General features: G+C 71.3%; 18 protein-coding genes, 1 tRNA gene and 1 pseudogene. 6 read left to right on the top strand and 14 right to left on the bottom strand.

Going from position 1 to position 18,134, the window contains the following annotated elements; translation table 11 throughout:
• Positions 1-595: 595 nt before the first annotated feature.
• The 6 genes and pseudogenes from ACFFF6_RS15930 to ACFFF6_RS15905 all read right to left on the bottom strand — a co-directional run bounded on the left by ACFFF6_RS15930 (position 596) and on the right by ACFFF6_RS15905 (position 4,893).
• Entirely contained in the window at positions 596-973 is a 378-nt protein-coding gene (locus ACFFF6_RS15930) for a toxin-antitoxin system YwqK family antitoxin (RefSeq protein ID WP_376982477.1), read from the bottom strand.
• A 69-nt stretch (positions 974-1,042) separates the two neighbouring features.
• A pseudogene (locus ACFFF6_RS15925) lies at positions 1,043-2,040 on the bottom strand (IS3 family transposase); the annotation flags it as partial.
• Between the two features lie 185 nt (positions 2,041-2,225).
• Positions 2,226-2,298, bottom strand: a tRNA-Ala gene (locus tag ACFFF6_RS15920).
• A gap of 92 nt (positions 2,299-2,390) precedes the next feature.
• The gene (locus ACFFF6_RS15915; RefSeq protein WP_376982476.1) at positions 2,391-3,260 is read right to left on the bottom strand and encodes an inositol monophosphatase family protein; all 870 of its coding nucleotides are present in this window, start codon (positions 3,258-3,260) and stop codon (positions 2,391-2,393) included.
• Between the two features lie 72 nt (positions 3,261-3,332).
• On the bottom strand, positions 3,333-4,214 hold the full coding sequence (locus ACFFF6_RS15910) for a hypothetical protein (RefSeq protein ID WP_376982475.1): 882 nt from the start codon (positions 4,212-4,214) through the stop codon (positions 3,333-3,335).
• Positions 4,215-4,242: 28 nt separating this feature from the next.
• The gene (locus ACFFF6_RS15905) at positions 4,243-4,893 is read right to left on the bottom strand and encodes a GNAT family N-acetyltransferase (RefSeq protein WP_376982474.1); all 651 of its coding nucleotides are present in this window, start codon (positions 4,891-4,893) and stop codon (positions 4,243-4,245) included.
• A gap of 37 nt (positions 4,894-4,930) precedes the next feature.
• Here ACFFF6_RS15905 and ACFFF6_RS15900 point away from each other — a divergent pair, with 37 nt between their 5' ends.
• The 5 genes from ACFFF6_RS15900 to ACFFF6_RS15880 all read left to right on the top strand — a co-directional run bounded on the left by ACFFF6_RS15900 (position 4,931) and on the right by ACFFF6_RS15880 (position 8,111).
• Entirely contained in the window at positions 4,931-5,590 is a 660-nt protein-coding gene (locus tag ACFFF6_RS15900) for a 5-formyltetrahydrofolate cyclo-ligase (RefSeq protein ID WP_376982473.1), read from the top strand.
• Positions 5,591-5,609: 19 nt separating this feature from the next.
• Positions 5,610-5,927, top strand: a complete 318-nt coding sequence (locus ACFFF6_RS15895) for an FmdB family zinc ribbon protein (protein ID WP_376982472.1) — start codon at positions 5,610-5,612, stop codon at positions 5,925-5,927.
• 85 nt (positions 5,928-6,012) lie between these two features.
• Positions 6,013-6,636, top strand: coding sequence for an SAF domain-containing protein (locus tag ACFFF6_RS15890; protein ID WP_376982471.1), 624 nt, complete (start codon positions 6,013-6,015; stop codon positions 6,634-6,636).
• 80 nt (positions 6,637-6,716) lie between these two features.
• On the top strand, positions 6,717-7,124 hold the full coding sequence (gene mscL, locus ACFFF6_RS15885; protein WP_376982470.1) for a large conductance mechanosensitive channel protein MscL: 408 nt from the start codon (positions 6,717-6,719) through the stop codon (positions 7,122-7,124).
• 69 nt (positions 7,125-7,193) lie between these two features.
• A complete protein-coding gene (locus tag ACFFF6_RS15880) occupies positions 7,194-8,111 on the top strand; it encodes an iron-sulfur binding domain-containing protein (protein WP_376982469.1) in 918 nt (305 codons plus the stop codon).
• Positions 8,112-8,124: 13 nt separating this feature from the next.
• Here ACFFF6_RS15880 and ACFFF6_RS15875 read toward each other — a convergent pair whose 3' ends face one another.
• From ACFFF6_RS15875 to ACFFF6_RS15865, 3 genes are all read right to left on the bottom strand, one after another.
• Complete coding sequence (locus tag ACFFF6_RS15875) at positions 8,125-8,631, bottom strand: amino-acid N-acetyltransferase (RefSeq protein WP_376982468.1); 507 nt, start codon at positions 8,629-8,631, stop codon at positions 8,125-8,127.
• Positions 8,628-9,320, bottom strand: a complete 693-nt coding sequence (locus ACFFF6_RS15870) for a DedA family protein (protein WP_376982467.1) — start codon at positions 9,318-9,320, stop codon at positions 8,628-8,630. The genes ACFFF6_RS15875 and ACFFF6_RS15870 overlap by 4 nt, the downstream gene beginning before the upstream one ends.
• 85 nt (positions 9,321-9,405) lie before the next feature.
• On the bottom strand, positions 9,406-11,988 hold the full coding sequence (locus ACFFF6_RS15865) for an ATP-dependent Clp protease ATP-binding subunit (RefSeq protein ID WP_376982466.1): 2,583 nt from the start codon (positions 11,986-11,988) through the stop codon (positions 9,406-9,408).
• Positions 11,989-12,167: 179 nt separating this feature from the next.
• On the opposite strand from ACFFF6_RS15865, the gene ACFFF6_RS15860 reads away from it, so the two are divergent.
• Positions 12,168-12,890 carry a FadR/GntR family transcriptional regulator gene (locus tag ACFFF6_RS15860; RefSeq protein ID WP_376982465.1) on the top strand — a complete coding sequence of 241 codons (723 nt, stop codon included), beginning with the start codon at positions 12,168-12,170 and terminating at the stop codon, positions 12,888-12,890.
• A gap of 29 nt (positions 12,891-12,919) precedes the next feature.
• On the opposite strand, the gene ACFFF6_RS15855 is transcribed toward ACFFF6_RS15860, so the two are convergent.
• The 5 genes from ACFFF6_RS15855 to ACFFF6_RS15835 are packed head-to-tail and all read right to left on the bottom strand — an operon-like array spanning position 12,920 to position 17,681.
• A complete protein-coding gene (locus tag ACFFF6_RS15855; protein ID WP_376982464.1) occupies positions 12,920-13,768 on the bottom strand; it encodes an amidohydrolase family protein in 849 nt (282 codons plus the stop codon).
• A complete protein-coding gene (locus ACFFF6_RS15850) occupies positions 13,758-14,735 on the bottom strand; it encodes an aldo/keto reductase (RefSeq protein WP_376982463.1) in 978 nt (325 codons plus the stop codon). The genes ACFFF6_RS15855 and ACFFF6_RS15850 overlap by 11 nt, the downstream gene beginning before the upstream one ends.
• Complete coding sequence (locus tag ACFFF6_RS15845) at positions 14,732-15,061, bottom strand: L-rhamnose mutarotase (protein WP_376982462.1); 330 nt, start codon at positions 15,059-15,061, stop codon at positions 14,732-14,734. Before ACFFF6_RS15845 ends, ACFFF6_RS15850 begins: the two co-directional genes overlap by 4 nt.
• Positions 15,058-16,383, bottom strand: a complete 1,326-nt coding sequence (locus tag ACFFF6_RS15840; RefSeq protein ID WP_376982461.1) for an alpha-L-fucosidase — start codon at positions 16,381-16,383, stop codon at positions 15,058-15,060. The genes ACFFF6_RS15845 and ACFFF6_RS15840 overlap by 4 nt, the downstream gene beginning before the upstream one ends.
• On the bottom strand, positions 16,380-17,681 hold the full coding sequence (locus ACFFF6_RS15835) for an enolase C-terminal domain-like protein (RefSeq protein WP_376982460.1): 1,302 nt from the start codon (positions 17,679-17,681) through the stop codon (positions 16,380-16,382). The genes ACFFF6_RS15840 and ACFFF6_RS15835 overlap by 4 nt, the downstream gene beginning before the upstream one ends.
• Between the last annotated feature and the right edge of the window lie 453 nt (positions 17,682-18,134).

The raw sequence follows: 18,134 nt of genomic DNA, 5'->3' as shown, positions 1-18,134 counted from the left end.
CCTTCCGGGCGGCGGCAGCCGATTGGATGATGCCGGGGCTGCCGAGCCTCGCAGCAGCGGTGCCGGCGCCTCCCGCCCCACCGACGCCCGCTGACCCGTACTCCCGACCATGCAGAAGGACCCCGGCCACGGCCGGGGTCCTTTCATCGGTGGAAGCAATGGAGCGTTGCGGGAACAGGCGACCACGGATTGAGCGGCCGGCTTCCGCGTGGAATCAAGTCATTCGTGGGGACACCGACCTCACCGGGGAGCCGGATGACCCGTTGATCGGTGCGTCGGCGGAACCAAAGAAACGACCTCGAACACGGCTCACGGACGAGGAAGTGGACGCTATGCGAACAGCCCGCGCGCACGGGGCGGGCGTGAACGCGCTGGCGCGTCGGTTCGGGGTTCACCGGGGCACGGTGTGGGCGAAGGCGCGGTGAGGAACAGCAGCGGCACGCGAGTAGCTTGGGCTCAGTGTCAGCCCGCGACGCTTCCCGTCGGACAAAAGTTGCAACGTTGATCCCTGGGGCTCGCTGGCCGCCGGGCAGCCTCATTACTTGGCTCTGTGCCGTTTCACCGCCTTGACGGTTCCGTCGGGGTTGAATGTGGTTCATTCGCCCGCCCTGCGGCCCTGGTCGTAGTCTCCGGCGTCGAGCGGGCGTCCCTGGGCATCCCATCGCTCCCATCGCCCGTGCTTGACGTCGTGGTCGATCTCGCCACGCTGCATGAGCGCACCATTTGCGCGGTACCAGGTCCACGTCCCGTGCAGGACGCCGTGTTCGTAGGGGCCTTCGGAACGGAGCCGCCCGTCGAGGGAGTAGTGCCGCCAGATTCCGTGACGCTCGCCCTCGAGGTAATCGCCGACAATCACGCCACCGTGGGGGTCTGACTCACTCCACTGACCGGTCTTGCGGCCCTGGTCATCGAGCGCGTTGGGCGACTCTGGCGCGGCGTCTGCGCGCGCTTCATGGGTTTCGTTCTGCGTCATGACTCGTGGCTCCTCGTTGCGGCGGCGGTTCGGTCGTTGAAGACCAGGGGACTGCTGCACGGATAGGTGTCAGGCCGCGAGGTCCACGGTGGGGTTCATGATGGTCCCGTATTCGATGGGGGTCAAGCGGCCCAGGCGGTCTTGTCGGCGGCGCCGGTGGTAGGTCTTCTCGATCCAGGTGATGATCGCGATCCGGAGCTCGCTTCGTGTCGTCCATCGGCGGCGGTCCAGGACGTTCTTCTGCAGCAGGGCGAAGAACGATTCCATGGCCGCGTTGTCCCCGGCGGCGCCGACCTGGCCCATCGATCCGATCAGGTGGTGCTCCGCCAGCGTCCGCAGGAACGAGCGGGACCGGAACTGGGATCCGCGGTCGGAGTGGACGATGCACCCGGCCACGTCACCGCGCCGAGAGGCCGCGCTGGCCAGTGCCTTCACGGTCAGGCGGGCCTTCATCCGGGAGTCCATGGAATAGCCCACGATCCGGCCGGAGAACACGTCCTTGACCGTGCAGAGATAGAGCTTCCCCTCGTCGGTCCAGTGCTCGGTGATATCGGTGAGCCAGACGTCGTTCACGTCATCAGCGGTGAAGTCCCGCAGGAGCAGGTCGTCGTGGACGGGCGGGTCCGGGCGCTTCCCGTTCTTGCCTCGCGTCGTCCCGAACATGGACCACCACTGGTTGTCCCGGCAGATCTTCCAGGCAGTCCGTGCACTCATCGGTTCGCCTGCCGCGATGGCTTCGTCCAGCAGGAGCCTCGATCCGAACTCGGGATCCTCCCAGTGGGCGTCGAACACGGCATTGGCTCGATGGGCCTCGACCAGCTCGGGGCGGGTGACCTGCTGCTTGCGCCAGCGGTAGTAGGGCTGGCGGGAGAGCTTCAGGCCCCGCAGGGACACCGCGACGGGGATGCCGTCGGCGGCGAGCTCGCTCACGAGCGGGTAGAGCCTTTTCCCGGCAGGTTCGCCTGGGAGAGGTAGGCGGCAGCGCGGCGCAGGACCTCGTTCTCCTGCTCGAGCAGCCGGTTGCGTCGGCGCAGCTCCGCCGAGTCCTCCCAGGTCGGGCACCGTCCTCGATATCGGCCTGGCGCATCCAGTTCGTCAGGCAGGAGGGTCCCGAACGCCCGTTCGCTGCGCTCCTCGACCCCGCCGCACAGCACAACGCCCGACACCGTACGGCCGTCACTACGCGACCCGGAGACAGCACAAACCCCCACCCGCAATCAAGCGGGCAGGGGTTTGAACATGAAGCACTGGGTGGAGCTAGGGGGATTCGAACCCCCGACCTTCTCATTGCGAACGAGACGCGCTACCAACTGCGCCATAGCCCCAGGTACCTGTACAGATTAGCACCGTGGTGCCGGTGCTCCGGGCCCGCGCGGCCGTCTCTTGACGAGGATCACACCGACAGGCCCGGCCCCGTTCAGGCTCCGGCGTCGCGGGCGGCCTGCAGCTCCTCCATGAGCTCGTCGAACAGCTCGATCCGCTCGGGACCGGTGCACGCGACGTAGGAGGGCCGCTCATGCTCGGGGGCGTCCGCAGGACCGGCTCCGGGCCAGGTGCGCAGGCTGCCACCAGCCTGGCGGACCAGATGGAATCCGGCCGCGACGTCCCAGGCGTTGATGCTCCCGAGGCCCGTCGCGTCCGCGAAGCCGGCGGCGACGTAGGCCAGCTCGAGCGCCGCCGAGCCCAGGTGCCGCACCGCGGAGACCCCGAGGTCCAGCCGGGGCCCGGCCGCGGCCGCGAGGTCGCGGCGCTCGCGCAGGATCCACGGACCGGGGAAGCCGCTGATGATCAGCGCATCGGCCTGGGGCCGCGTGGATCGCGGGAGGATCGGCTCCCCGTTCAGGGTGGCGGGCCCGTCCGCCGCCGCGAAGACCTGGCCCAGGATGGGGGCGTCGATCACCCCGGCGACCAGCTCCTCGCCGATCGCGACGCCGATGGAGATGCAGAACAGGGGCAGCCCCGCCGCGAAGTTGCTGGTCCCATCGATGGGGTCGACGAAGAAGGTGACCTGCGGGCCGTCCGCCGCACCGCCGCCCGCGGGACGCTCCCCGCCCTCCTCGCCGACGATGCGCGCCTCGGGAACCGCCCGCAGCAGGGAGCGGACGATGATGTCCTCGCTCGCCTTGTCGTGGATCGTGACGATGTCCTGGCTGGAGGTCTTGTACTCGCGACCGATCGCGCTGCGGTCGATCGCGCGGAGGTACTCGGCGGCCTCATGGGCCGCAGCGATCGCGGCCTCCAGGAGCTCGGAGGGGGTACGGGAGGAGGGCATGGTCGTGTTCATCATGACCAGCGTAGACGGTGCGGGATGCCGGACCGCGCAGCAGCACGCGCTGTTCACCCCCGGGACGCGGGACCGTCAGGCGCGGCGGCGCTCGAGGATCTCGTCCAGGCGCAGGTCGAGGCCGGCCGGCTCGCGGCGGGCCGGGTTCTCGGTGAGCGCCTCGTCCGGTGCATCCTGCTCGCGCTCGAGGGGGACGGAGCGGCCGATCACGGTCTCACGGTGCACCGCATGCCGGGTCGCGAGGTCCTCGACGTCCCCGCGCAGGGCATAGGCGGGGCGCGGCACCGGGACCGGGGTCCACTCGCCGGCGCGGGAGACGGCGTCCGCGGCCTCGACGATGCGCTCGTCGAGATCGGGCTCCTGCGGGAGGGCCGGGGCCGGCGGCGTGCTGAGCGGGGCCTCCGGGGCGAGGGTGCGCGAGGGATCGGAGACCGGGGCGCCCGCGGATCCGGCGATGCGGCGGGCCAGGGCGGCGCGACGCTGACGACGTTGCAGCTCGGCCCGGCGCAGGCCGCCCACGTAGGCCACATCCGCGAGGCCGACCAGGGCGATGCTCCACCACGGGATGGCGCCGAGGACGACCAGGGCGATGACCGCCGCGGTCAGGAGCCCGAGCACGATCAGGGCGGCGCGCAGAGCCCCGCGCTGCCGGTCCTGCTCGAGCCGGGTGTCGATGCGGGAGCCCGGCTCGTCCTCGAAGCGCGGGCGGCGCGTCGGGTCGGCGGGGCGGAGCAGGGGGCGGGGCTGGGCCATGGCGATCGTCTCCTCCGGAGGGGTCCGGTGTCGGTGCGCGGCATCGGACAGGTCCCGGGCGGCCGGACTGGACGCGCGGCGGGTGCGCGCGGTCATCGCCTTTCCCATCTCGGCGCGGCGCTGCGCGGTGCGCGGCACCACGTACGCCAGCCACAGCACGATGAGAAGGGCGAGCAGGACTGCCCCGAGGTTGAACGACTCCACCGGCTCAGCCTAATGACAGGGCTGTGTTTCAGCTGGTCGCGACGCGCCCACGAGGCGGAGGGATTCGATGCTCCAGACGGAGCCGTCGCACGACCCCGCGCCCGGTGTCGTCGAGCAGATGCGCCGGGACCTCCTCCGCCGTGAGCGCGAACAGCAGATGGTCCCGCCACTGCCCGTCGACGTGGATGAAGCGCCGATGCAGGCCCTCCTCGCGCAGATGCAGCTTCTCCACGACCCGGCGGCTCGCCGCGTTCTCCGGGCGGATCGCCGCATCGACCCGGTGCAGCCCGAGCTCCGCGAAGGCGTGGTCGATCAGCAGCGCGCAGGCCAGCGGCGCGATCCCCTGCCCCGCATGGTCCCGGTCGACCCAGTACCCCAGCGTCGCCGTGGACTGGGCGCCCTGCTGGATCGGGCCCAGGGAAATCTGACCGGCCAGCTGCCCGTCCCATTCGATCGCCAGATGCAGCCCCAGCAGCAGGCGGCTCTGCCGGTCGTTCCAGCGGACCAGCACCGGGAAGCTGGGCCGCTGGGCGCCCCGGAGGGGATCTGTCGCATCCCAGGGGGCGAGCCATTCCTGGTTGCGCAGCCGCAGAGCGAGGTATTCACGCCGGTCACGGCGGCGCAGAGGACGCAGGAGGAGAGCGCCGTCGCGCAGATGCAGAGGCCAGACATGCGGCATCGGCACATCGTATCCGCGGCCGTGGCAGGCTTGCCCCATGGATGCCTCGCGGGTCGATCTCAAAGCGGCGCTGCGGCGCCGGGTCCGGGGCGCGCGTCGTCGCAGCGGCCCTCCTGATCCTGCCGAAGGCGGCCGGATCCTCGCTCACGGCCGCGGTCTCCTCGCGCTCGTGAGGGCGGCGGTCGCGGCGAGCGGCTCCCCGCGTGTGGCCGCATACCGGGCGACGCCGCGGGAGGCGGATCCCCTCCCCCTGGTCCGCGCCCTGCTCGCAGAGGGGGCGGAGGTGGTGATGCCGGTCGCGGGCTCGGCGCATCCGCAGGAGCTGGACTGGGCCGCCTGGGACGGCGCGGGCGAGATGGTCCCCTCTCCGGCGGCGGGCTTCGGCGCGGAGCCGCCCGGACCGCCCCTGGGCCCCGGCGCGCTGTCCTCCGCCCTGTTCGTGCTCGCACCGGCGGTGGCCGTCGACGAGGGCGGCGCCCGGATCGGGCACGGCGCCGGCTACTACGACCGGGCCCTCGCCCGCGCGGGACGCGAGGTGCTCGTCGTCGCCGTCGTGCACCCGCAGGAGGTGCTGCCTGCGGGTGCGGTGCCCGTGGCACCGGGCGACGTGCCCGTCCATGCCGTTCTCACGTCCCACGGTCTGCGGCTGCTGCGGCCGCATCCGCTGCTGGGCGATATGATGGCGGGCGGTGTCTGAGCCGGAACCCGGAGGAATCGTGCCCACCTACGTCTATGCCTGCAAGAGCTGCGGCCATCAGTTCGAGAAGTACCAGAGCTTCAGCGAGGACTCCCTCGTGACCTGCCCCGAATGCTCCACCGATGCCCTGCGCAAGGTGTTCAACAGCGTCGGGATCGTGTTCAAGGGATCCGGCTTCTACTCGACCGACTCCTCCGCGGGATCCTCGACGGCATCTGCCGCGAGCGAGGCGGGGGCCTCGTCCTCGACGCCCGATGCCGGCGGGAAGATCTCCGCCCCGGCTGCTCCGGCGTCTCCGGCGCCGGCGACCGCGGCGCCCGCGGCCGCCGCGTCCTGACATCCGGGGAGGCGCCGCTCCTCCCCATGCGCCCCTCGTCCACAGGACCGAGCGGGGGAACGCTCCCCCGGCCTAGCGTCGGAGCATGCTCGAGCGACTTCGCACCCATGCCCCGATCTGGCGCCGCGCCCTGCGCCGCCGTCGACGCGTCCTGACCGCGCTGACGGTCGCCGCGCTCCTCGCCGCTGTCCTCCCGGGGATGCTGCCGCCCTCGGCGCGCGGAGTCGACGTGCTCGTCGCCGCCCATGCCCTGCCGGTCGGCACGGTGCTCGGGCCCGCCGACCTCCGCCGTCAGCGGGTCGCCGCGTCCCTCGTCCCCGAGGACGCCCTCGTGGAGCCCGCGTCCGTGAACGGCCGCACCCTGGAATACGACGTCCCCGCAGGCGCCGCCATCATCGCCGGGCATCTGGCCGGCCCCGGGGAGGCGGTCGACGTGGCGGGCCGCGCCCGCCTCGTGCTCCCGGTGGATGCCGCGCTGCTGCCCCAGCTGCGCCGCGGCTCCCAGGTGCAGATCATCTTCGCGCTCCCCGGGGCGGAGGGTCCGCGTGCCGTCGAGGGCCAGGTGCTCGCGGCGCCTTCCGCGCAGGAGGACGCCGCTCGCCCGGACCAGGCTCTCGTCCCGGTCGTGGTGGTGCTCGATCCGTCGCAGGCGCCGGATGTGGCGCAGGCCCTGCGAGAGGGCTGGGCCAGCACCGCGGTCATCGGCTAATGTCCCAGGACGTGCCGCGATCGCGGTGACGGCGGCCTCCCGGCCCGTCGCATCCCCACCCCAGGTAAGGATCACCACCCATGAAGGGTTTCAAGGACTTCGTCATGCAGGGCAGCGTCATCGACCTCGCGGTCGGCGTCGTGATCGGCTCCGCCTTCACCGCCCTCATCACGGCGATCGTCGAGAACCTCATCCAGCCCGTCATCAACGTCGCCGGCGGCACCAACGTCTCCGGCCTGTCCTTCCGGATCATCCAGGACAACGAAGCCACGACCATCGGAGTGGACGCGATCCTCTCCGCGATCATCGCCTTCCTCATCACGGCGGCCGTGGTCTACTTCGTCTTCGTCATGCCGATCCAGAAGGCCCGCGCCTTCGACCGCGCGCGCCGCGGCCTGCCCGTCGAGGAGGAGGCCTCCGCACCGGAGGACGTCGTCCTCCTCACGGAGATCCGCGACCTGCTGCAGGCGCAGAAGACCCAGAACTGACCGCGGACGGATCTGCGGGCGCATCCCACAGGGGCGGGGCGGGACCGGAAAGTCTCGCCCCGCCCCTGCATGCGCTACCGTCACCAGGTGTCCCTCTCCTCCCCCGCACCGTCCCTGACCTCCGCCGCCGTCCTGCGGGTCTGCGACTGGTTCGCCGTCCATGCCCGCGAGCTGCCGTGGCGCGAGGACACGGCGACCCCCTGGGGGATCCTGGTCTCCGAGATCATGCTCCAGCAGACCCCTGTGGTCCGGGTGCTCCCCCGCTGGCAGGACTGGATGCGCCGCTGGCCGCGACCGGCCGACCTCGCCGCCGCTCCCACCGCCGAGGTCCTGCGCGCCTGGGACCGCCTGGGCTACCCGCGCCGCGCGCTGCGGCTGCAGGAGTGCGCCCGCGTCATCCGGGACGAGCACGGCGGCGAGGTGCCCGCGACGCTCGAGGAGCTGCGGGCGCTGCCGGGGATCGGCGAGTACACGGCCGCGGCGGTGACGGCCTTCGCCTTCGGCGGGCGCGCCGCCGTCGCGGACACGAACATCCGCCGGGTGCTGGTCCGGGCCGTGCTCGGGCAGGAGCGACCGGCGCCCTCCTACACCGCCCGCGAGCGCGCCGTCGTCGCCGCGACCCTGCCCGAGGACACGAGCCGGAGCGTGCTGTGGAACCAGGCGGTGATGGAGCTCGGGGCGCTCGTGTGCACGGCGCGCTCCCCGCAGTGCGGGAGCTGCCCGCTCGCGTCCGCCTGTGCCTGGAACCGGGCGGGCCGTCCCGCCGCATCTGCGGAGACCCCCCGCCGCGTGCAGCGCTTCGAGGGGACCGACCGGCAGATGCGCGGCAGGATCATGGCGCGGCTGCGATCGGCCCCGCAGGTCCCGATCACGATGCTGCTCGAGCTCGACCCCGCGGATCCGGCCCGGGTGCGCCGGTGCCTGGGGACCCTCCTCGCCGACGGCCTCGCCGAACGCGACGGCGACCTGGTCAGCCTCCCCTCCTGAGCGCCGTGCCCGATCAGGCGGGAAGGTGCAGGATCATGCGGGTGTTGCCGAGGGTGTTGGGCTTGACCCGGGCGAGGTCCAGGAACTCGGCGATGCCCTCGTCATGGGAGCGCAGCAGCTGCATGTAGACCTCGGGGTCCACGCCGCCGTCGCCCATGGCCGTGAATCCGTGCCGCGCGAAGAAGTCGACCTCGAAGGTCAGGCAGAACACGCGCGCCAGACCCATCTCTGCGGCGCGGCGCAGCAGCTCGGCGAGGATCAGGTGGCCCACGCCCGTGCCCCGCACGGCATCGGAGACAGCGAGGGTGCGGACCTCGGCGAGGTCCTCCCACATGACGTGCAGGGCGCCGCAGCCCACCACGGTCCCGTCCTCGTCGACGGCGACGGTGAACTCCTGGATCGACTCGTAGTAGACCACGAGCTCCTTGGCGAGCAGGATCTTCCGTTCGGCGAGCGGCAGGACCAGGGCGTCGATGGCGCGGACGTCTGCGGGGCGCGCGGGGCGCAGGGTGATGCTCACGGGGCGATCTCCTCGTCGACGGAAGCAGGATCGGAGGGGCTGTCGGTGCTCGCCGGATCCGCCGGGACGGCGCCGCGGCGCTCGGCGCGGCGGTCCAGCACGCGGTGCAGAGCCGTCACGAGCCGCTCGACGATCAGGGCGATCGCGACCGCGAGGACCACGGCGACGGTGATCGCGAGCAGATGATTGTGCTCGAACCATGAGCCTGCGACCGCCCCGATGGCGCAGGAGTAGACCGCCCAGACGAAGGTCGAGGCGAGGGACCGGTGCCAGAACTTGCGATGCGGGTAGCGCACGGCCCCGGCGACGAGGTTCACGGCGGTGCGGCCGAAGGGGATGTAGCGGGCGGTCATGAGGAACAGCAGCGCCCGCTTCTCGAGCCCCTTCTCCGCGGCTGCCACAGCGGTGCGCCCCTTGCCCTCGCGCAGGAAGCGGAACCGCTGCGCACCGACGGTGCGGCCGATCAGATACCCGACGTTGTCGCCGGTGAAGGCCCCCGCCCAGGCGGCGAGGGCGACCAGCACGATCATGGGGCGGCCGGAGGAGGACCAGAGCGAGGACAGGGTGACGATCACCGATTCGCTGGGCACAGCGGGGAAGAAGCCGTCGAAGGCCGCGAGAAGGTACACCACCAGGTGCAGCCACCACGCGTCGGTGATGGTGAGGATCCAGTCCTCGATGATGTTCACTCCGGGTGCTCCCCTTCCTCGGGAAGTGCAGGTGGAACGGCGCGAGCGCCGTGACCCGCTGCGGGGTCACGGCGCTCGTGACGGCTCAGGCGGAACGACTCGCGCTGGCGTCGGTCTCCTGGGAGGAGCCGGCGTCCGGGGTCGCGACGTCCTCGTCCCGGGCCGGGGTGATCGCGTCGAGGTTGACAGTATCCGAGATCGCTGTGAGGGTCCCGGACCCGTCGCGGCGGGAGAACACGAACTCGCCCAGCAGCCCCTCGCCGACCGCATCGACGACGATCGCATCGCCGGCGTGGACCTGGCCGAAGAGGATCTTCTCGCTGAGGGAGTCCTCGATGTCGCGCTGGATCGTGCGACGCAGCGGCCGGGCGCCGAGGACCGGGTCGAAGCCCTTGTCCGCGAGCAGGTTCTTGGCGGCGTCGGTCAGCTCGAGCGCCATGTCCTTGTCGCGCAGGCGCCGGTCGAGCTTGCCGACCTCGAGGTCCACGATCTGCACGATCTCCTCGTGGGAGAGCTGCGGGAACACCACCACGTCGTCGACGCGGTTGAGGAACTCGGGTCGGAAGTGCTGCTTGAGCTCCTCATGGACCTTCGCCTTCATCCGCTCGTAGTCCGTGGACAGGTCGCCGCCGGCCTGGAAGCCGACGGACACGCCCTTGGCGATGTCGCGGGTGCCCAGGTTGGTGGTCATGATGATCACGGTGTTCTTGAAGTCGACGACGCGGCCCTGCGAGTCGGTCAGGCGACCGTCCTCGAGGATCTGCAGCAGGGAGTTGAAGATGTCCACATGGGCCTTCTCCACCTCGTCGAACAGGACGACGCTGAACGGCTTGCGGCGCACCTTCTCGGTCAGCTGGCCGCCCTCGTCGTAGCCGACGTAGCCGGGGGGCGAGCCGAACAGGCGCGAAGCGGTGTGCTTCTCGCCGAACTCCGACATGTCCAGCTGGATGAGGGAGTCCTCGTCGCCGAAGAGGAACTCCGCGAGCGCCTTGGCGAGCAGCGTCTTGCCCACGCCCGTGGAGCCGGCGAAGATGAACGAGCCGCCGGGACGCTTGGGGTCCTTGAGCCCCGCGCGGGTGCGGCGGATCGCCTGCGAGAGCGCCTTGATGGCCTCGTTCTGGCCGATGACGCGCTTGTGCAGCTCCGCCTCCATGTGCAGCAGGCGGGAGGACTCCTCCTCCGTGAGCTTCACGATCGGGATGCCGGTCGAGGCGGCGAGGACCTCGGCGATGACCTCCTCCGACACGGTGGTGACCGCGTCGTTCTCGCCGTGACGCCAGGCGGTGTCCTTCTCGTCCCGCTCGGCCTTGAGGCGCTGCTCCTCGTCGCGGAGCGCGGCGGCCTTCTCGAAGTCCTGGCCGTCGATCGCCTCCTCCTTGCGCTTGCGCGTCTCCTCGATGCGGGCGTCGAACTCCTTGAGCTCCGGCGGCGCGGTGAGGCGGCGGATCCGCAGGCGCGCGCCGGCCTCGTCGATCAGGTCGATCGCCTTGTCCGGGAGGAACCGGTCGTTGACGTAGCGGTCGGCGAGGTTCGCGGCGGCCACCAGGGCACCGTCGGTGATGGTCACCTTGTGGTGCGCCTCGTAGCGGTCGCGCAGGCCCTTGAGGATCTCGATCGTGTGGGTGACGCTCGGCTCGTCGACCTGGATCGGCTGGAAGCGGCGCTCGAGGGCGGCGTCCTTCTCGATGTGCTTGCGGTACTCCTCGAGCGTGGTCGCGCCGATGGTCTGCAGCTCGCCGCGGGCGAGCATCGGCTTGAGGATGCTGGCGGCGTCGATCGCGCCCTCCGCGGCCCCCGCCCCGACGAGGGTGTGGATCTCGTCGATGAACAGGATGATGTCGCCGCGGGTGCGGATCTCCTTGAGGACCTTCTTCAGGCGCTCCTCGAAGTCGCCGCGGTAGCGGGAGCCGGCCACGAGCGACCCCAGATCCAGCGTGTAGAGCTGCTTGTCCTTGAGGGTCTCCGGCACGTCGCCGCGCACGATCGACTGGGCCAGGCCCTCGACGACCGCGCTCTTGCCGACGCCGGGCTCGCCGATCAGCACCGGGTTGTTCTTGGTGCGGCGGCTGAGCACCTGCATGACGCGCTCGGCCTCGTGCTCGCGCCCGATCACCGGGTCGAGCTTGCCGTCGCGCGCGGCCTGGGTGAGGTTGCGGCCGAACTGGTCGAGGACGAGGGAGCCGGCGGGCTGGCCCTCCGCGGGGCCGCCCGCGGTCGCGGGCTCCTTGCCCTGGTAGCCGGACAGGCGCTCGATGACCTCCTGGCGCACCGCCGCGGGCTCCGCCTTCAGGCGCGAGAGGACCTTGACGGCCGTGCCCTCGCCCTCGCGCAGCAGGCCCAGCAGGATGTGCTCGGTGCCGATGTAGTTGTGGCCCAGCTGCAGGGCCTCGCGCAGGCTCAGCTCGAGCACCTTCTTGGCGCGCGGGGTGAAGGGGATGTGGCCCGTGGGGGCCTGGTTGCCCTCGCCGATGATGTCGCGCACCTGCTCGCGCGCGGCGTCGAGGGTGACCCCGAGGGCCTCGAGCGCCTTGGCGCCGACGCCCTCGGCCTCATGGATCAGGCCCAGCAGGATGTGCTCGGTCCCGATGTAGTTGTGATTGAGAAGCCGGGCCTCGTCCTGTGCCAGGACGACGACGCGGCGGGCGCGATCGGTGAAGCGCTCGAACATGTTCCTCCCCCATCCGGTGGTGGTAGATGGATCGAGACTACGCGGCCGCGGGGCGGGTGTCCGCCCTGTTCGCCCCTGGCGTGAAAGCGGCCCCTGCCCGGCGCCGGGACCCCGCGGAGGTCCGCGGACCGCGCGTGCCCGCCGAGTACGATGCGGTGACCGCACCGCGAGGAGGATCCATGGCAGTCACCGACAAGGCGATCACCGCGATCAAGCAGATGATCGTCGACGGGAGCATCGGCCCCGGGGACCGGCTCCCCCCGGAGAAGGAGCTCTCCGAGTCGCTGGGCCTGTCCCGGAACTCGCTGCGGGAGGCGGTGAAGGCGCTCGAGCTGATCCGGGTGCTGGACGTGCGCCAGGGCGACGGGACCTACGTGACCTCCCTCGAGCCCTCGGTGCTGCTCGAGGCGCTCGGCTTCGTCGTCGAGCTGCATCGGGACAGCTCCGTGCTCGAGCTGTTCGCGGTGCGCCGCGTGCTCGAGCCGCAGGCGGTCGAGCTCGCCTGCGACCGGCTGGATGCGGCGACCCTCGACGAGCTGGACCGCATCATGGCGGGGCTGGACGAGAGCACCGATGTGGAGACGCTCGTCTCGGCGGACATCGCCTTCCATCGCATCATCAACGCGGCCTGCGGGAACGCCTACATGTCCTCGCTGCTGGACGGCATCGCGCATGCGACCGTCCGCGGCCGGGTCTGGCGCGGCATCACGGAGACGGGCGCCGTCGCCAAGACCCTCGACGAGCATCGGGCGATCCTCGACGCGCTCCGGGCACGGCGGCGGGACCTCGCCCGGTCCTGGGCGATGGTGCACGTCTCGGGCGCGGAGATGTGGCTGACGCATGCAGCGCTCACCGGCAACGAGGACGTGCCGCTGCGCGCGAGCACCGAGGCGATGCCCTGATCGGGACGCCGTCCCGGTCCGATCGCGGGTCAGGCGCGGTAGACGCGCTCGGCGACCGCTCCCAGGACCTGTTCCTGCTCGTCCCGGGACCAGGACTCCAGCTCTCGGAGGACCGCATCGGTCCCGGAGGTGTAGTCCCCGACCTGCGGGGCGATGGGCCAGTCGGAGCCGAACAGGAGCCGTTCGGCCCCGAAGACGCGCCGCGCCGTCGCGAGGGCTGCCGCGATCCCCTCGCCCCTGCCGTCCCCGCTGGTGGCGAGACCGCTGACCTTCGCCACGACATTCGGCTGCGCGGCGATCCGCTCGAGCATCTGCTCCCAGGTCCGCCATGCGCCGCCGTGCCCGCCCAGGGGCGGCTTGCCCAGGTGGTCCAGGACCAGGAGCAGTCGCGGATGATCGGCGGCGAGCTCGGGGAGGTACGCCATCTGGGCGGGGAAGGCGTCGGGCACGTCCAGCGGCAGAGCGGCGTCGGCGAGCAGGGCGAGGGACTCCCCCACCTCGGCCCGGCGCAGGAGGAACGGATCGGGGTCATCGTGCGTGAGATGCCGGACCCCGGCCACGTGCGCCCGCGCCGCCGGATCCGACAGCAGCCGCGCGACCTCCGCGGGCCGCGCGAGCGGCAGCCAGGCGACGACGCCCACCTGCCGGATCGACGGATCCAGCTGCGGGATGCGCACCGCCAGGTCCTGCATATGAGCGGTGTCCTCGCGCGTGTCATCGGCCTGCACCAGGATGATCCGCTCGATTCCCCGCTCCCGCAGAGCCGACAGCAGCTCCTCTGGCGCGAAGGCGCGCCGCAACGGCTGCGGCGCGCCTTCGAGCCAGGCATACCCGCTCGCGGCGGGATCCCACAGGTGGATGTGCGCGTCAGTGCGCATCGGCCGGCTCCAGCGGCGGGAGCGCCTCGACGGCCTCCCACAGCTCCTCGGGGATCGGCTCCTGCATCCGGGCGATGTTGGAGGCGACCTGTTCGGCGGTGCGCATGCCCAGGGTCACGTTCGCGACCACGGGATGGCGCAGCGGGAACTGCGTGGCCGCCACGGGAAGGCTCGTGCCGTGCTCGCGGCACAGCCGCGCGAGCAGCTCGGCGCGCTCGAGGACCGCGCCGGGCGCCGCTCCGTACTCGTAGGTCGCGTCCTTCGACGGCGCCTCGGTCGAGAGGATCCCCGAGTTGTAGACGCTGACGGCGATCGCACGGGTCCCGTGCCGCGCGCACAGCGGGAGCAGCTCGCGGGCGGCAGGCTGCTCGAGCAGCGTGTAGCGGCCCGAGATCATGACCAGGTCCAGGGCTCCGGTCCCGGCGAAGCGCGCGAGCGCCCGGTCGGACTTCGAGCCCACCCCGATGGCGCGCACCACGCCCTCCTCGCGCAGCGCGACCAGAGCCGGCAGCGCCTCGTCGAAGGCCTGCTCCTCGGGTCCCTCCTCGGGATCATGGAGCAGGGCGATGTCCAGCCGGTCCAGGCCCATGCGCGCCAAGGACTCCTCGATGCTGCGACGGATCCCGCCTGCGCTCATGTCCCAGACGCGGCGGGTCGCATCGCTCACCGCGAAGCCGTGGGCGAGGTCGTCGCCCCCACCGCCGCCGGGGTTGTCCCGGATCAACCGCCCCACCTTGGAGGACAGCAGGAACTCCTCGCGCGGGCGGGCGGCGAGCATCGCGCCCAGACGCCGCTCCGACAGGCCCATCCCGTAGTGCGGGGCCGTGTCGTAGTACCGCAGCCCGCCCTCCCAGGCGGCCTCGAGCGCCGTCCGGGCGACCTCCTGCGTCGTCTCCCGGTAGAGCGAGCCCATCTGCGCCGCGCCGAAGCCGAGCCGCGGGAGCTCGAGCGCGCCCGCCGCGCTCATGCGGGGCGCTCCGCGGGCAGCTCCCAGACCTGCCCGATGCCCTCGTCGTCCCCGTCGTAGGAGTCGGCGACCTCGAGGAAGGCGTTGATGTGCTCCTGCCAGGCGATGTTCGCCGGGTCCTCGGCGAGCCGGCGCCGCATGGCCCGGTAGTCCTCGACCTCGACGAGGTGGAAGAGATCCCGGCCATCGCGCCAGATCCGCCAGGAGGAGACCCCGGCGCGCCGCAGGGCGGCGTCGAGGTCCGCCGGGATGACGGCATGCTCGCGCTCGTAGTCCTCCTCGCAGCCCTCGGCGATCCGGGTGTGCAGGGCGATCGTCTGCGTCATGCGTGCGAGGCCTCCTCCGGCTCGAGACGGATCTCCAGCACGGGCAGCAGCACCTCGGGCCGACGGATCGGCAGGGTGAAGGTGACCGTGCCGGGCTCGAGCCCGTTGATGCTCATGTGCGAGTGCACGTTCGACTCCGGCTGCTCCGACACGCGGAAGCGGACCTCGGAGCCGTCGTGGAGCATCCGCGCGGCGCGGACCCCCCGGGGCAGGCCCTGGAGGTGCAGGCTCTGCATCGGCCACGCGGTCACGTGCACGTACAGGCGGTCGCCGCGCTGGGTGAGGATCGTGCCCTGCGGGGCTGCGATCCCGCGGGCGGGCCCCGCGCCGTGCACGGAGTCGCCGTGCAGGTCCATCCACGCTCCGATCTCCGCGAGCACCTCGACGTCCTCGCGGCGCAGACCGCCCCGCCCGTCGGGGCCGACGTTCAGCAGCAGGTTCCCGTTCTTGCCCACGGAGTCCACGACCATGCGCAGCAGCAGATCCGCGCTCTTGAAGTCGAGGTTGTCGCGGTCGTATCCCCACGACCCGTTGGTCGTCTGGCAGGACTCCCAGCGCACCTCCTGGCCGTCCGCGTCGACCATCGGGGCGACCGGCTGGTACTGCTCCGGGGTCCGCAGGTCGCCGGGCAGGCCGAGGCGGTCGTTGACGATGATGCCGGGCTGGAGCTCGCGGACCATCGCGAGCAGCCGCTCGCTGTCCCAGTCCTCGGGTCCCTTGCCATCCTCGCCCGGGTAGGTGAAGTCGAAGAAGAGGTAGGAGACCTCTCCGTAGCCGGTGAGCAGCTCGCGCACCTGCCCGTGCAGGTACTCGCGATAGCGGGCCATGTCGCGGCCGGCGTTGCGCTCGGCGCGGTCCGGGGCCTCGCGCAGCGGATGGATCCGGTCGATGGTGAAGTCGGGATGGTGCCAGTCGATGAGCGAATGGTAGAAGCCGACCTTCAGCCCCTCCTCGCGCAGCGCCTCGACGAACTCCGCGACGAGGTCCCGTCCGCACGAGGTGACGGAGGTGTAGTCGGTCAGGGCGCTGTCCCACAGGCAGAAGCCCTCGTGGTGCTTCGTGGTCAGCACGGCATAGCGCATCCCGGCCTCGCGGGCGGTGCGCGCGATGAGACGGGCGTCGAAGCGGTCGGGGTCGAAGAGCTCGGCGTACCTCTCGTAGTCCTCGGGGGCGATCAGCTCCCGGGACATCACCCATTCGTGGCGCGCGGGGATGGCGTAGGCGCCGAAGTGGATGAACATCCCGAACCGGGCCAGGTCGAACCAGGCCTGCGGATCAGCGACGTCCTGCGCAGTGGTGGGGGCGGGGGCGGTGGTGCTCATCGGGTGAGCTCCTTCCAGACGGGTCCGTCAGGGAATCGATGGGTCTCGATCGAGGCGGGGAGCATGCGGGCTCCGGCGCCCGGCAGCTGGGGGGCGAGGTAGTGGCCTTCCTGGATGATCGCGGGTTCGACGAAGTGCTCGTGCAGATGGTCGACGTACTCGATGCGGCGGTCGTCCATGGTGCCGCTGATCGCGATGAAGTCCAGCATGGACAGGTGCTGGACCATCTCGCACAGTCCCACGCCGCCGGCGTGCGGGCACACCGGCACGCCGTACTTCGCGGCGAGCAGGAGGATCGCGAGGTTCTCGTGGACGCCGCCCACCCGGGTGGCATCGATCTGGACCACGTCGACGGCGCCGGCCTGCAGCAGCTGCTTGAACATGATCCGGTTGTGGACGTGCTCGCCCGTGGCCACCTTGATCGGGGAGATGCGCCTGCGGATCTCGGCGTGGGCAAGGACGTCGTCCGGGCTGGTGGGCTCCTCGATCCAGTACGGGTGGGCGGGGGCGAGCGCCTCCATCGCGGCGACCGCCTCCGCGACGCCCCAGCGCTGGTTGGCATCGGCCGCCACGAGGAAGTCCTCGCCCAGGATGCGACGCGTGATCTCGAAGCGGCGCAGATCATCCGCGAGGTCGCCGCCCACCTTGAGCTTGACCATCTCGAAGCCCTGGTCCCGAGCCTCGCGCAGCAGGCGCTCCATCTTCTCGTCGCTGTAGCCCAGCCAGCCCGGGGTGGTCGTGTACGCGGGGTACCCCCGGTCCTGGATCTGTGCGATCCGTGCCGCCCGGCCCGGCAGCGCGCGCTCGAGGATCTCGAGGGCCTCCTCCCGGGTCAGCGCGTCCTCGAGGTAGCGGAAGTCGACGAGGTCCACGAGCTCCTCGGGGCTGAGCTCGGCCAGCAGCAGCCACAGCGGCTTGCCCTCGCGCATGCAGCGCAGGTCCCACAGCGCGTTGACGACGGCGCCGATCGCCATCTGCATGACGCCCTTCTCCGGGCCGAGCCAGCGCAGCTGCGAGTCCTCGATCATCGCGGCCCCGGCACGGCCGATGTCCGCGAGCACCTCCTCGACGTCACGGCCGATCACATGGTGGGACAGCGCCCGGATCGCCTCCCCCTGCACGTCGTTGCCGCGCCCGATCGTGAACACGAGGCTCGCGCCGCTCTCGCCGTCCGAGGTCCTCAGCTCGAGATAGGCGGCCGAGTAGTCGGGGTCCTTGTTCATCGCATCGGAGCCGTCGAGCGACCGCGAGGTCGGGAAGCGGACATCGGTGACATCGAGGGACGTGAACGTGGGCATCGAAGGCTTCCTCGCAGGGGTCATGGTCTCCCGCGCCGAACTCACTGTCGCCGGGAGACCTCGGATGTTTCCAGACAGTACTGGAGGATGGAGACCCAGGCAAGGAGCTCCCCCGAGATCCTGGGACTAATGCGCTTTGACCTGGCAACGAGGCCGTCGGCCACGATCTGCGCACGGTCGGCCCGGTAACGATCAGACCTCGCCGCACCTGCAGTGCTTGCCTCAGTGGTCGGGCCTATGCCATAGTCCGGGAGTCTTCAACCCTCAGAGCTCGTCCACAGACGAAGGAGTCGCGCCATGAGCACCACCGAGCATCGGAACGATATGCAGACCTCCCCGCGCCAGCCCGAGTGCCCCAGCTGCGAGGCGGGGTCGGGGTTGGTGTCGTTGTCCTCGGGTGTGGGGCGGCGGTCGTTCCTGGGGCGGTCTGCGCTGGTGGGCGCGGTCGCGGTC

It is taken from the genome of Brachybacterium hainanense, assembly GCF_042434575.1.
In the GTDB taxonomy this organism is placed as follows: domain Bacteria; phylum Actinomycetota; class Actinomycetes; order Actinomycetales; family Dermabacteraceae; genus Brachybacterium; species Brachybacterium hainanense.
The sequence above is the reverse complement of the archived record's forward strand: the minus strand, read 5'-3'. Positions and strand labels throughout refer to the sequence as shown.